Consider the following 14,509-nt stretch of genomic DNA (forward strand, 5'->3'; position numbering starts at 1 on the left):
AAGCTAGACCAAGGTTGGTTATTGTCGATGAGTTGCTGATAAATAGTTAGAAACTCACTGTTACTTATATTCAAAACTGATAATGCGCCTGAAATATCATCCAAAGAACTAGGGCGGTTATTACCTTTTAACCAGTTTAAAAGTGTCCACTCAGCTATAATTAACCCGCTTACGTTTACTCTAATTTGTTTAGGAACAGCTTTATAATCTATAAGTTTTGACTTTACTTCAAAGAAGCTATTTAGAGTAGCAGCGTAGGCCTTGGGTAATTTCCAGTCAATAGCTAACTTTTACTGCAACGTGCCCAATCAACTATTCTTGCCTTACCAAACGCGTCGTTTAGGGTGTAAAACTCGTTTTCATTCGGCCCTAGTAAAGTGGCAATGCTAGCGGCGTAGCGACTCTTTGGAATAATCATCAAACCTTGAAATATAACTCTAGACACTAGTTCTTGATATTCAGGAATAGAAAAGCTTACCAGTTTGCTTAAGCCATTCGCTATACCAGCAAACACATTTTCTTTGTTTATAACTTCATACTCACCAAAGGCTAAGTTTTTTTGTTGGAGTAATTTCATTTCAGAAATACAAACTACTGGGTATATACGAATCATTCCTAAAAGGGCAATAGCGTGTCGAATGTTAGAAACAGGCTGGTGAGTGCGTGTAACGCCTTTGGCATAGTCCATCACTAACTTAGACTTTTGAGTATCTTGAGAAAGGTAGTCGGCAATTAATAAAGTCGTTTCCGATAGCAGTGCTTTTGAAGTTTTGTCTAAGTACTCCGGAGGTAAATACCTAGCGTTTAATTCATTATTATTTGGTGCTAAACCTATAAGGCTTTCAATAACTTCTACTGATAAATGGCTGAGTGACGTTTTATAACTTAGAGCCTGTTGCGGCAAAATAAATCTTATTTTGTTTGTACTCAATACCATGGGGGCGACAAATACATTACGTTCTTCAACTTTCTCGTAACTTATACAAGGAACCTCTGAAATGTCATTTCTATTATTAACTTTATAGTTTACAGATACTAAAAAATTGTTGTCAGCAGAAACACACAACTTGCCAAATGACAAAAGAGACATACATTGGCTAAACATTCCAACATAACTTGCCGTAAATGGTTTTGGACAAATTAAATTAAGCTGCACCAAAGACTTAGCTAGTGCTGCATCTGCCGATAACGGTTTACTTAGGTAAAAGGGCAGGTGTAAATAGCCGAGTTCAAAGATAGAATAACGATTGTTTGGCATACTTGGTTTTTATTTTTAAACTCATTGATATTCGCTATTTGCGAAAGTATCCGAAGAATATCAGGCTCGTCTATGTATTCATTTTTGACTTGTTTGAAAGTGATTTTAGCCGCATTTTTAAAAATACTCTTATATTGAGTGAATAAACTATGGTCAGCTTTTATCTTAAGAAAATAAGGAGACATGGTATAAATGATTAGTAATGTTGTGGTAACTAGCTTCTGTTTCGTCACCAGAGAATAATTGCCTTGATGAGCTAGAACATTGGCAATCAATACCGTCTTAATAATAAGATTTGTTAAGTAACTTTGTTTTTTATCTCTCACATTTAATAAAAGTAGAGAGGCGCCTGGTGTATGCGTTAGAACTTCTTGCGTTGCGTCAATAAAGTGACCAATGGATACTTTTAGTGTACTAATGTCTTGAGTTCTAAAATCAGTGGCGCATCTACCAGCCAACGCAATAAAGTGGTTTATTGCGTCTGACTTAGTATTGTCATTATTAAAGCGAGTTCTTGGTTCAAATTCTAATCGCGTCAAATTGTTCAAAGGCTGATATACCCCAAGCAATGAGCTTGCCATCTTTAAATAAAAGTGGTGTACATTCGTCTTTAGTCGTTATGCCATCAGATTTTTCATGTTTAGTACGATAGAACATAACCTGAAATGTTTCGCCGTTTAGTATTTTTGCCTCTGTAATATCAGGTGAACCCAACGACTGTATTATACGCTCCTTAAATATAGGCTCGTCTATAGACAACTCATTTATATACTTTTTATTGTATGCTTGCCTGTCATCCCATCTCATTTGGTCTGGGTTATCTTCATAAAACGTTAATACACCTGCAGCTAACACGGCATATAAACCAAACCCAATTAGCGAATATTTAACTACTTTCTTACTCATTGTCTAACCTGTTTATATTAAAAAGCCTTTATCATTATAACGATAAAGGCCGTTGTATTGTCAAAGTTAACTTTGTAAATGTTTTTGTATTAAGTTTTTATTTTATAGCATGGTTCATATACTGAGCCGGGCAACTTCATTCGACCTTGTTTTACAAATGCCTCTAACAGGTTGTCCATCTTGTTCATTAGTCCGGTATCACCGGATAATTCGAAAGGCCCATGCTCTTTTACTGCTAACAAGCCTTCTTGCTTTATATTTCCGGCAACAATACCCGAGAAAGCTCGACGAAGGTTTGCCGCTAGGTCTTCCACAGGCTGGTCTAAATGTAAGTTTAATTTAGCCATGTTTTGGTGCGTTGGGTCAAAACTTTGCTGGAAAGGTTCTGGTATTTTTAACGTCCAATTAAATTGATATGCATCGCCTATGGTTTTCCTGTGTATACGCAAAGGCTCCATTTGTGCCTTTACTAAAGAGGCAACTTCTATTGCGTCATTGGTTACTATAGTAAGTAAACTTCTCGCTTTTTCACCTAATACACTTTCAACAAACTCAGCAATCTCTTCAAAGTAGGCAATTGAAGATTTAGGACCCGTCAAAATTATAGGCAGAATTTGCTGTTCGTTTTCTGGGTTCAGCATAAGACCTAAGATATAGAGCAATTCTTCAGCTGTACCCGCACCCCCAGGGAAAATGACAATTGAATGTGCAACTCGAACAAAGGCTTCAAGCCTCTTTTCTATGTCAGGCAGTATAACCAATTCATTAACTATTGGGTTAGGCGCTTCTGCCGCAATAATTGAAGGTTCAGTTAAACCCAGGTATCGGCCATTTTTATCCGTTGTTTTGAGTGTGCTAACGCTGCACCCTTCATTGGTCCTTTCATAGCACCTGGACCACAACCGGTACAAATGTTTAATCCTCGTAGGCCAAGTTGGTAACCAACTTCCTTCGTATAGTCATACTCTTCTGGCCCAATTGAGTGGCCACCCCAGCATACGACTAAATTTGGTGCGTCTATAGGTTGAACTACTCTTGCATTCCGAAGCATGTCAAAGACATTATTCGTAATTTGTTTACTCTCAGAAATGTTTAATGACGGTTGATGCTGGTATTTATTAGCATTAAATAATATGTCACGTATTACAGCTTGTAAGTGTTCTTGTATACCTACAATTAATTTACCATCTACGAACGCTGACATAGGTGGGTTGATTAACTCTATTTTTATTCCACGTTCTTTTGAAATCAGATGAATATCAAAGTCTTTATATTGGTTATAGATCTCTGCACTGTCGTCAGTTTCGCTACCTACATTTAATACTGCGAGTGCACAACTCCTAAAAAGCTTGTATAAGTCACTATTTGACGACTTTTCTAGTTGTTTCACTTCGACTTGAGACAATAAATTCATTCCATCGAGCGGGCTTAATACTATCCGCATAACTACTCCTATTTTTTATAGCAAACCCTATTTCTGCCGGTATGTTTGGCTTCGTAAAGGGCTTTGTCCGCTCGGTCAAAAGCGGTGTGTACATTATCAGCCGCTAAAAATGCGGTAAATCCAATGGATATTGTAATGTTTAATGGTGTATCTTTTACTTTAAAAGGAATTTTTTCAACTGCCTTTCTTAAATTTTCTAAAGGTTCAGCCACTTTACTTGGATCGCTGTTAACCATAATTACTACAAACTCTTCACCACCATATCTCGCTAAAAAGTCAGTTTTGCGAAGGCTTTTTTTGAGAGTATTGGCAACAATTTTCAACGTTTTATCGCCTACACTATGACCATAGTTGTCATTTATTTTTTTAAAGTGGTCTATATCAATAACCGCTATAGACAATGGTTGAGGCTGTCGCAACCAACGCTGGTATTCCTCTTGAATACGATTATCGTAGGCACCGCGATTAGGTAAGCTGGTTAAAGTGTCAATTCCGTTCCTTACCTTTTCTTCGAGCCATTTATTTCGATAGTAGTCAGTCCGCTGCTCCAATCCACCTAGCTTGGCTTCCATCGCATTTAATGCCGACTGTAATTTATCAGACCGCTCTTGTTCTATATCGTCCCGTTTGCGGATTGAAGTATTGATAACAGATAACTTCTTATCTATCACAACCTGAAGATCACTTAATGAAGTTGCAGAGTTCGTGCTGTCAGAGAGTTCTTTGATTTGCTTATCGATTTGGCTATTTAACGACTTTAGTTGTTTGTCATAGTTTTTAGAGCTTTTAAGAGAATCGAGAAGCGTAGCATGAACATCAGCAAGCGCTTTGTTGATATTTAAAATTAAGCGTTGTGTCTGCGAAAACTCTTCACTAAAACGTCCAACCACGTCTTCGAAAAAGCTTAGGCAAATATCTAGCTTTTGGTCTTCGCTATCGGCTATTTTTATGCGGTCACTGAACGTATCTAAACTTGGTTTTATCACATCACTTTTAGACAGTTTGATTAACCCAGAGACTAGGCTTTGCATCATATTGGAATTGAACGTTTCGGCGATATTGTTGGGCTCGTCATTAGGAGCATCTTCGTTGGCAACATCACTAAATTTTACCGCTACCAGCAACTTCATTAAATTGGCTATATTAGGCTGGATTTCCGTAATAATACTAGAGTCGGTAGACTTAATTTTATTTAATATCATCCTTAAATTTCTACGAACGGTAGAATCCATTCCCTTTGTAGATTGTAGAGATTCGCCGATTTCTAATACATCAGACTTGAGTTCTCTTAAGCTGTTCGCAAACTCTACTTCGAATGATTTTAGTGACTGGTTTGTAGCGGTAATAAAAGGTTCTAATTCAGAAGAATCTTCCGCTTTTTTTATGCCTTTGCGTAATTCAGCGAGTTTATGATCAAGCTCTTTGTGATTGCCCTTCAAAATAACACCAAATCGGTCAATTACTTTAAAAGTGCTACTAAGGTTTGTCTCAATACGAGTATTGATTTCGCGAAGTTTAATTACTTCTGAAATTGATTTGTCAGTCATATAATCGCTTGTATAGGCTATGTAACAAAAAATAATTTATGACGTAACTATAATTGCAAAGCAAAAAAAAAGCCATTTAACATGGCTGTTTAAAGGTTACTAATTGTTACTTAAGCAGGTAGTAGGGTAGCCAAGTAGGCTCTTGTTTGTACTCTTCGTTCATAACAGACTCCTTTTTAACCAATCTCAGTTGATAAAAGGGATACTAAATTAAAAGTGAACAAAATGAAAGTTGTTTTGTAATGTTTCGTGTTGGGTTACACATTGGGTTCCATTATTGATTAACCTACAAACATTGTATTGTACAAACGGGTAGCTTGAACGTCTGACATGTTCGCTAAAAAGTCACAAATAAGCCGGTTTTGAAGGTCCAGTGACCCGGTACTTTGATAAACAAGTGATAAGTCTGTAGGTAACAATCTAAAGGGATCTGATTGAATCGCTTTAAATAGAGACACTAACATTTGTTGACCTCGAAACTCTGCTTGTTGTAATGGAGCTGACAAAATAACGTTCTGGTATACAAAGTCTTTTAAGAGGTTAAGAACGGATTCTGCTGAACTCTCTAGTTTTACGTTGTAACGTAAAATGGGATGCTCAAAACCGCTATGTTGTTCTGTAATGGCGATGTTAGTAATTAGATGGTTAACTAAAGCGCCAATTGCATTTTTACGTTCAAAGTGTTTTGAACTAAATAACATTACAGTTAGTTGTTCTGAGTGCGTTTTGGCCCATTTATTATCTAAAGCTTTAAATGAAACTAAAACTTGTGAGCGCCAAACAGACTCTGTCACGTTGTTTAAAACTATTGCGTCTTCAAGATCATGGACGGCATAGGCTATATCATCTGCCAACTCCATTATAGAAGCGTCAAAAGATTTATAATTTGTTTTTGACTTAGTATATGGTGTATTTGATTGATTGTCTTCGCTAACTGCACTGGTAAATAGCTTAGCGTCGTTTGCAGTTGCGGTTTCCATTACCCAAGAATAAACATCTTTATCTACTTCGAATAAGCCTTTTGTTGGTTTCCACTGTTTTGCATTTATAAATTCGTGATTAGTTTGTGACGCAATATACTTAGGATTTTCCCTTATAAATTGCGGGTATTTTATTAGGCCTAAAAATGTACGTCGTGTTAAATCCATACCATGTGATTCAGTGTATGGTTCCAATTTTGAGACGATTCGTAATGTTTGCCCGTTGGCTTCAAACCCGCCAAAGTTATGCATCATATAATTTAGTGCAACTTCTCCTCCGTGACCAAAAGGTGGATGGCCAATATCATGGGCTAAACATAATGATTCAATTAAAGAGTCTGGAGGGAGAAGCTTTTGAAATATTGGGTTGTTGATAACTTGATGGCTTTGCTTTAATTGCGCCAATAACCCTGTACCAATTTGTGCAACTTCTAGAGAGTGGGTAAGTCGGGTTCTATAGAAATCGTCTTGGCCTACTCCTAGTATCTGAGTTTTCGCTTGAAGTCGCCTAAAAGCAGCAGAGTGCAGGATTCTTGCCTTATCTCGTTGATAAGGCTCCCTATGATCATTTGGCCGTTTAGTTGATAAATTTGAACGGCGCTGGGATAGTTCCATATGAATTCTCTCTGCTTTAATTTTCTAGGTAAGTTATAGCGGACGTGATATTTCATCAAAACTAAGGGAAAAACTTGGCAAAAACACCTTCATAAAATACTGTAATTCTTCAGTTTGGTATTTTTCTAAAGATTTTTCGATATTCTTTTTCGCCTTTTCAAATTCATGATTACCCGCTGCAATTTCTTCTATCGCTTTTATATAACCACAGACTACGTCTGCAGATTTAACAATCAAGGCAATGTCTTCTGGTATTTTGTGATGGTCGATAACATCAGCAAAATCTTCTCTGAATTCCTCTGGCAGCATGTCTAAAAGAGACTGTTCTGCTATATTCTCAATTTTTTATAGGCTCTTGCTATTTCTTCATTATGGTACTTAATAGGACTAGGCAGGTCTCCCGTCAACACTTCACTGGCATCATGATAAAGAGCAACTATAGCAACCTGATTTACATCAAGGCGACCACCAAACTTTTTATTCTTGATGACGGCTAACATGTGAGCAACGGTAGCGACTTGGTGGCTATGTTCTTGAACATTTTCAGCGGTTACGGTTCGCATTAGCGGCCATCTAAAAATAAGCTTTAGCCTAGAGATATTTGCAAAAAAATGACTGGTTTCCATATGTTTACTTCTAACTATTTTACTTGTGTCTAGCATAACAGCTATTAAAAACAAGTCGATTACCTTGCTTACATTTTGTTTCAATCAGTAACAGGATTTAGTCAATTATTGGTCTAAAATTAAATAAGATAATTTAACATTTATAATATAGGTACATTATGCCGTTACCCATTATTGTTGCAGGTTTGGTACTCGGGGCTGTAGTGAGTAATCAAAGTACTAAGCAATACTATCGAAATCTAGAGCTTCGTCGTAACCGAGAATCTTCAAACAACCTTAGCAACTCAAATAAGCTAGTAAAGTCTCCGTCAGAATACTGTCAAAGGGCCAATACGTTTAACCCAGAAGAAGGAAGCATTGTATGCTGTGAAGTATTTGGTGTATTGGACCATACGGGTGTTTGGATAGATGAAGAGACGATTATAGAGTTTAGTAATACTGGCTTAACTAAATCGGTTTCTGCTTCTCGGTTCTTAAAAGAACGTTCTGGTAACAATATTTATGTAGCAAACAACAGAAATGGAAAATCAATTATTATCGACGGAATTGTAGAACGAGCTATTAGCCGAATCTATACTTACAAAGACTACGATTTACAGCGTAATAACTGCCATAATTTTATAGCCAGTTGTATATCAACTAAAAACAAAGGCGTAACCTTATTTTCTGATCTTAATAGTTTAATCGCTCAGATTAGTAAGCAAGATATATACTGGGACAAAGTTAAGGTATAACGCGTTTAACCGCTGTGCTAAAATCCTTATTAATTCAACAGTTTTAAATCAGGTGTTTATGCAAAACCAATCAGTATCATCAAAAGCAACTAGCGCTCTAGCTATCATTATCGTCCTTCTATTTGGAGCGTACCCATTTGTTAGTAAACAAACAACAACGTTTGAACAAGAAGTAATGACAGAAGAAGAGCAAACGGTTACCTACGCAAATGAATTCCTACCTAACTTCGCGGAATATAACGATGTAAAAGAAAAGAAGAGAGCGTTTTTTTCTTATCTACAACCATTAGTAGAGCAAGTAAATTCTGAAGTTGAACAACAGCGCGATTTTATTTCAAATTTAACAGCAATACCCACTGCAAAAAACGAAAAGCAGCGTTTTAATAAAATACTAAAACGTTACAGTTTAAAAAATGATGTTCCGTTTGAAGAATTAAAAACAAAAGTATTAAGAAGGGCAGATACATTGCCTGTCGCTTTAGTTTTAATGCAGGCCGCAAATGAAAGTGCCTGGGGCACGTCTAGGTTTGCGCTTGAAGCAAATAATCTATTTGGGCAATGGTGTTTTAAAAAAGGTTGTGGCGTTGTTCCTACAGGACGCCCAGCTGGTGAAACTTATGAAGTTAGAATGTTCCATCACCCAATCGCATCTATAAGAAGTTATTTTAATAACCTAAATACTGGTCATGCTTATGTAATGCTTAGAGATGTTAGAGAAGAGTTGCGTGCTGAACAAGAAGAGTTAGACCCTCAAGTTTTAGCAACTGGTTTGTTAAAATACTCCATTAGAAGAGAAGCTTACGTTGAAGAAATTCAAACTATGATCCGAGTAAATAATAAGTATATAGATTAATTGATGAAAATATTAAAACTCTTTGGGTTGGTTATACCGACCCTAGTATGCAGTTCTGTTTTTGCTGCTGAAAACGTTATGTCATTAAGTTACGATGGTTTTTTTGATCGTATAGAGAAATTGGACAAGCCTGAATTTCAAAATGTTAAATTAGCTTTTTATTTAAAAGAAATGACGACGGGCAAACCTTGTGGCATCAAGTCGGTTCATCTAAAAACTAAACTTAAATCAAAGAAAGTGTATTTCTATGAGTCCGGTGAAGTTATTTTGCCTTTTGACAAGCAGTACGATTTAGATAAAGCCCAAGTTGTAATAGAAAAAGTAAATGATGATAACTGTGGTTTAGATATGCGAATAGAAAGTATCAGTTTGTTTTCTTCAAACATAGAGGCGAATGAGATAATTGCTCTTATCGATACGTTTGATGCCGCGCTTGAAAAGCAAACTGGTATGTTGTCATTCCTTGCACCAGAAGTCATTGGAGCGACGTTTTTAGCTCCTGAAGGCAGTAGCATGGAAATAGTAAGTGGAGCAAAAGGTGAATGTAACGATTTAGGCTGTACGATCACCAAAAGTAGTTTTGAAAATAATATAGAACATGTTAAGTTTTCGACAAAACCAACAAAAGCATTGCCTTACATACAAAAATAGAGCTTATAAAAGCTCTATTTCTATATCGCCTGCAGGTTTACTACAGCAAGTTAGTATTTCGCCTTTTCTTACAAAGGCAAGTGGCTCATTTAAGTAGGTAACAGAGCCACTTTTAATTTTACAACGACATGCCCCACAAAAACCTTCTCGGCAATGATAAAGCATCTCTACACCATTGTGTTGCAGTGAATCTAACAAACTAGCTTCTGAGTCTTGAAACTCGAACTTAGCTAATGATTTTTCACTTTGTATTACGTTAACTTTGGCCATAGGTTGAAAAGTAATTGTCTAAACAATTACAGTTCAAATCCATCAAACGCTGCGGCATTAACTTCAGAATCTATTTGACCAACAAGGTACGAGCTAATTTCAGCTTCTTGCGGTGCAACTTGCACGTTGTCAGACTCTAAGTATTTGTTCATCCACGGAAGAGGGTTGCTCTTTACATCAAACATAGTAGGCATACCAATTGCCGCCATTCTATGGTTAGCAATATATTCTACATATTGGCAAAGAATCTCTTCATTAAGACCAATCATAGAACCGTCTTTAAACAAGTATGTGGCCCATTCTTTTTCTTGTTCAACAGCTTTTAAGAAAATTTCTTGTGCTTCAGCAAAACATTCCATGCTAATTTCTTGCATTTCTGGATCATCTTGACCGTCAGCCCACAAATTAATGATGTGCTGAGTAGAAGTTAAATGAAGGTTTTCATCACGGGCAATTAGGCGGATAATTTTAGAGTTACCTTCCATAATCTCACGTTCTGCGAAAGCAAAAGTACAAGCAAAACTTACGTAGAAGCGAATTGCTTCTAAGGCATTGATTGAGTTTACTGCTAAGTACAGCTTTTTCTTAAGCTCGCGCATTGTTACCGTATATTCAACACCTTCAATAGTATGCTTGCCTTCGCCTAGTGTTTGGAAAAGTTGCGTATGGAAGATAAGGTCGTCGTAATATTGTGAAATATCTGATGCACGCTTAAGAATCTCTTCGTTTCTAACAATGTCATCAAAAATTGGACTAGGGTCATTAAATAAGTTACGTAAAATATGCGTATACGAACGTGAGTGAATAGTTTCACTGAATGACCAAGTTTCAATCCAAGTTTCTAACTCTGGTAAAGAGGTAATTGGCAACAAAGCAACGTTAGGGCTACGACCTTGAATTGAGTCCAATAAAGTTTGATACTTTAAATTAGAGATAAAGATATGCTTTTCACTTTCCGTCATTGACTGGAAGTCTGCGCGGTCGCGACTTACATCAATTTCTTCTGGTCTCCAAAAAAATGATAATTGTTTTTCTATCAGTTTTTCAAATATTGAATGACGTTGTTGATCATAACGAGCAACGTTTACAGTTTCGCCAAAGAACATTGGTTGCTCTAACGGATTAACATCGTGTTGATTAAAAGTGGTATAACGCATTATCTTTACTCTACTTAAATTAGGTTATGAATGGCGTGCAATTAAATTTTGCACGCACCGCCTTCACAGTCTTCATCGTCTTCAATTACAACTGTTGTTGGAGGCTCTACCGATTTTGTTTTGCCACCTTCAGTTACCGTACCAGCTTGGTCACGAGTGTTATGGTAGTAAAGTGTTTTTACGCCATATTTATAAGCCATCAGCAAGTCTTTTAATAATTGCTGCATAGGCACTCTGTGATCAGGGTAATTGCTTGGGTCATAGTTTGTATTAGCTGAAATTGTTTGGTCAATAAATTTCTGCATAATACCGACAAGCTGCAAATAACCAGTGTTATTTTCTAGGCTCCACAACAATTCATATTGGTCACGTAACGTAGCAATTTCTGGTACTACTTGCTTAAGAATACCGTCTTTACTTGCTTTTATACTGATTAAACCACGAGGTGGCTCAATACCATTTGTCGCATTTGATATTTGAGATGATGTTTCAGAAGGCATCAACGCAGAAAGCGTAGAGTTACGTAAACCATACTTAACCATGTCTGCACGCAAGCCTTCCCAATCTAAATGCAAAGGTTCATCACAAAACTCATCGACCGCTTTTTTATAAGTATCTATTGGTAAGATACCTTGAGAGTAGGTGGTTTCGTTAAACTTAGGACACGCGCCTTGCTCTTTCGCTAACACATTTGATGCTTTTAATAGGTAATATTGAATTGCTTCAAAAGTTCTGTGCGTTAAATTGTTACCTGAACCATCTGAGTATTTTGCACCATTTTTAGCTAGGTAGTAGGCCATATTGATTACGCCTATACCTAATGTACGACGACCCATAGTTGCATTTTTAGCTGCTATTACTGGGTAATCTTGGTAATCCAGTAGGCTATCTAGAGCTCTTACTGCTAGTTCTGCTAATTCATCTAACTCATCTAAAGACTTAATAGCACCAAGGTTAAAGGCCGACAATGTACATAATGCAATTTCACCTTCTTCATCATTAATATGTTGAAGTGGCTTAGTTGGCAATGCAATTTCTAAACAAAGGTTACTTTGTCTAACCGGTGCAAACTTAGGGTTAAATGGACTGTGCGTATTACAGTGATCTACGTTTTGTAAATAGATACGGCCGGTACTTGCACGTTCATTAAGGAACAAGCTAAATAACTCGATGGCTTTTATGCGCTTCTTACGAATGCTGTCATCGTTTTCATATTTAACGTAAAGCTCTTCAAACTTGTCTTGATCTTCAAAGTAAGCGTCATAAAGACCGGGTACGTCAGAAGGACTGAATAAGGTAATGTAGTCATCTTTAATCAAACGCGAGTACATCGTTCTGTTGAACTGCACACCATAATCTAGATGGCGAACACGGTTTTCTTCAACACCGCGGTTGTTTTTAAGAACCAGTAAAGATTCAACCTCTAAATGCCAAAGAGGGTAAAACAATGTTGCAGCGCCGCCACGAACACCACCTTGTGAACAACTTTTTACTGCTGTTTGGAAGTGCTTATAAAAAGGAATACAACCGGTATGGAATGCTTCGCCATTTCTGATTGAGCTACCTAAAGCTCTAATACGGCCAGCGTTAATACCAATACCTGCACGTTGACTAACGTATTTAACAATCGCAGATGATGTTGCATTAATAGAGTCTAGGTTATCGCCAGCTTCAATTAATACGCAAGAGCTAAACTGACGAGTAGGAGTACGAACACCTGACATTATAGGCGTAGGTAAAGAAATTTTGAATTGTGATGCGGCATCGTAAAAGCGTTTAATATAATCTAAACGAGTTTCAGCTGGATATTTTGCGAATAAGCACGCTGCTACAAGGACATATAGAAACTGTGCGCTTTCATAAATTTCGCCGGTTACTCGGTTTTGTACCAAGTATTTACCTTCAAGTTGTTTTACCGCGGCATAGCTAAAGTCTAAATCGCGGTTATGGACAATAAACTGGTCCATTGCGTCAAATTCTGCTTCTGTAAAGTCAGACAATAGGTGCTCATCATAGCGCTTATCACCCACCATTTTTTAACATGGTCAAACAGGCGAGGTGGCTCAAACTGGCCATATGCTTTTTTGCGTAAATGGAACACCGCTAAGCGAGCAGACATGTACTGATAGTCTGGAGAAGTTTCAGATATTAGATCAGCAGCAGCTTTAATGATCGTCTCATGAATGTCTTCTGTTTTAATACCATCATAAAATTGAATGTGTGAACGAATTTCAACTTCAGATACAGAAACATTATCGAGGCCTTTGGCTGCCCACGTAATAACTCTGTGAATCTTATCTAAGTCGAGAAGTTCTTTTGAACCGTCTCGTTTGCTAACAGAAAGGCTGGTATTCATCTGGCCTGCTTGTCCTTTATTTTTATTGTATGCGCACGGTTTAAGCTAATTGTATTAACATTAACCAACTTTTTTACCCATTGGATAAAAACACATCATATAGTGTTTGAAATATTACAGTGACACAAGATAAGGTGTGTTGACCTTCAATGCAACCCTAAATGTTGGGGCAAAAATAGGCGTTTATTTAATGGGTAAGTGTTCCCTAACGCTATGACATTTACTATCAATTACCGACAGAAAAAATCTAGCTTAAAATTAAAATATATTCTTTTTTTTTATTCGAAAAAATTCATAAATTGGTGCTAAACGTGCAACACCATTTATAACTTTTCACAGTACAATAAGTAATTAACACCAACACCTGGTTTAATCTTAAACTGTTCTGTAAATGGGTTAAAATGGATACCTACGGCATCTCTCACTTTAACACCATGTTTCTCAGCCCAACCGACTAACTCTGCAGGCTTTATAAACTTATTAAAGTCATGCGTACCGTCGGGTACAATTTTTAATACTTTTTCTGCGGCCACTATCGCTAGTAAATAGCTTTTAAATGATTTATCTAATGTCGAAAAGAAGATTTTACCACCGGGCTTACAGGATCTAATCGCCGAAGCAACAACTGATTCTGGGTCGGGGACGTGTTCTAACATTTCCAAACACGTAACAACATCATATGCATTGCCGTTTGCTTCTGAGTATTCTTCAGAGTTAGCTTTTATGTAATCTACATTATTAATACCAGACTCTAATGCGTGCAGTTTCGCAACACTTAAAGAGTCTTCAGCTAAATCGATGCCAGTTACTTCTGCGCCAAGTTTTGCTAGTTGCTCAGCAAAAATACCGCCGCCACAACCTATGTCTAAAACTTTATTATGCTGGACGCCACCGGTTTTTTCTTGGATATAGGCAACGCGAGTAGGGTTTAATAAATGAAGAGGTTTAAATTCACCTTCAGTATCCCACCAAGCGGCTGCAATAGAGTTAAACTTGTTGATTTCGTTGTCATCAACGTTAATATCATTTTGAGGAATTTGTTCAGACTTCATTTTGATCCATATAATTAGTCGCCACAGACGTACGATGGCATATCTAAAATTTATTATAAA

Annotated in this window: 11 protein-coding genes and 3 pseudogenes; 3 read left to right on the top strand and 11 right to left on the bottom strand. The window is 37.1% G+C overall.

The window, feature by feature from the left end:
- Nucleotides 1–283: 283 nt before the first annotated feature.
- The 7 genes and pseudogenes from GNP35_RS04125 to yfbR form a co-directional block, all read right to left on the bottom strand.
- Nucleotides 284–1,258 (bottom strand): hypothetical protein, encoded by a 975-nt coding sequence (locus GNP35_RS04125; RefSeq protein WP_155694782.1) that lies wholly within the window; start codon nucleotides 1,256–1,258, stop codon nucleotides 284–286.
- Nucleotides 1,198–1,806, bottom strand: a complete 609-nt coding sequence (locus GNP35_RS04130; protein WP_155694784.1) for a hypothetical protein — start codon at nucleotides 1,804–1,806, stop codon at nucleotides 1,198–1,200. Before GNP35_RS04130 ends, GNP35_RS04125 begins: the two co-directional genes overlap by 61 nt.
- Entirely contained in the window at nucleotides 1,778–2,164 is a 387-nt protein-coding gene (locus GNP35_RS04135; RefSeq protein WP_155694786.1) for a DUF3192 domain-containing protein, read from the bottom strand. Before GNP35_RS04135 ends, GNP35_RS04130 begins: the two co-directional genes overlap by 29 nt.
- A gap of 89 nt (nucleotides 2,165–2,253) precedes the next feature.
- Nucleotides 2,254–3,608: pseudogene (gene ppnN / locus GNP35_RS04140) on the bottom strand (nucleotide 5'-monophosphate nucleosidase PpnN).
- A gap of 8 nt (nucleotides 3,609–3,616) precedes the next feature.
- A complete protein-coding gene (locus GNP35_RS04145) occupies nucleotides 3,617–5,155 on the bottom strand; it encodes a GGDEF domain-containing protein (RefSeq protein WP_155694788.1) in 1,539 nt (512 codons plus the stop codon).
- 281 nt (nucleotides 5,156–5,436) lie between these two features.
- Nucleotides 5,437–6,750 (bottom strand): anti-phage deoxyguanosine triphosphatase, encoded by a 1,314-nt coding sequence (locus GNP35_RS04150; protein WP_155694790.1) that lies wholly within the window; start codon nucleotides 6,748–6,750, stop codon nucleotides 5,437–5,439.
- A 33-nt stretch (nucleotides 6,751–6,783) separates the two neighbouring features.
- Nucleotides 6,784–7,376, bottom strand: a pseudogene (gene yfbR, locus GNP35_RS04155) (5'-deoxynucleotidase).
- Nucleotides 7,377–7,534: 158 nt separating this feature from the next.
- Here yfbR and GNP35_RS04160 point away from each other — a divergent pair.
- Genes GNP35_RS04160 through GNP35_RS04170 form a run of 3 tightly spaced genes read left to right on the top strand, consistent with a single transcriptional unit; the run spans nucleotide 7,535 to nucleotide 9,614 of the window.
- Nucleotides 7,535–8,110: a hypothetical protein gene (locus GNP35_RS04160; RefSeq protein WP_155694791.1), complete on the top strand. Its 576-nt coding sequence runs from the start codon at nucleotides 7,535–7,537 to the stop codon at nucleotides 8,108–8,110.
- 58 nt (nucleotides 8,111–8,168) lie between these two features.
- The gene (locus GNP35_RS04165) at nucleotides 8,169–8,963 is read left to right on the top strand and encodes a glucosaminidase domain-containing protein (protein ID WP_155694793.1); all 795 of its coding nucleotides are present in this window, start codon (nucleotides 8,169–8,171) and stop codon (nucleotides 8,961–8,963) included.
- 3 nt (nucleotides 8,964–8,966) lie between these two features.
- A complete protein-coding gene (locus tag GNP35_RS04170; RefSeq protein WP_155694795.1) occupies nucleotides 8,967–9,614 on the top strand; it encodes a DUF2987 domain-containing protein in 648 nt (215 codons plus the stop codon).
- Nucleotides 9,615–9,617: 3 nt separating this feature from the next.
- Here the strand turns inward: GNP35_RS04170 and yfaE are convergent, their stop codons facing one another.
- From yfaE to ubiG, 4 genes and pseudogenes are all read right to left on the bottom strand, one after another.
- Nucleotides 9,618–9,884 carry a class I ribonucleotide reductase maintenance protein YfaE gene (gene yfaE / locus GNP35_RS04175; RefSeq protein ID WP_155694798.1) on the bottom strand — a complete coding sequence of 89 codons (267 nt, stop codon included), beginning with the start codon at nucleotides 9,882–9,884 and terminating at the stop codon, nucleotides 9,618–9,620.
- Nucleotides 9,885–9,910: 26 nt separating this feature from the next.
- Nucleotides 9,911–11,041, bottom strand: coding sequence for a class Ia ribonucleoside-diphosphate reductase subunit beta (nrdB, locus tag GNP35_RS04180; protein WP_155694799.1), 1,131 nt, complete (start codon nucleotides 11,039–11,041; stop codon nucleotides 9,911–9,913).
- Between the two features lie 41 nt (nucleotides 11,042–11,082).
- Nucleotides 11,083–13,397, bottom strand: a pseudogene (gene nrdA, locus GNP35_RS04185) (class 1a ribonucleoside-diphosphate reductase subunit alpha).
- A 323-nt stretch (nucleotides 13,398–13,720) separates the two neighbouring features.
- Nucleotides 13,721–14,449, bottom strand: a complete 729-nt coding sequence (gene ubiG, locus GNP35_RS04190; protein ID WP_155694801.1) for a bifunctional 2-polyprenyl-6-hydroxyphenol methylase/3-demethylubiquinol 3-O-methyltransferase UbiG — start codon at nucleotides 14,447–14,449, stop codon at nucleotides 13,721–13,723.
- Nucleotides 14,450–14,509 lie beyond the last annotated feature (60 nt).

It is taken from the genome of Psychrosphaera haliotis (assembly GCF_009728465.1).
GTDB lineage: Bacteria > Pseudomonadota > Gammaproteobacteria > Enterobacterales > Alteromonadaceae > Psychrosphaera > Psychrosphaera haliotis.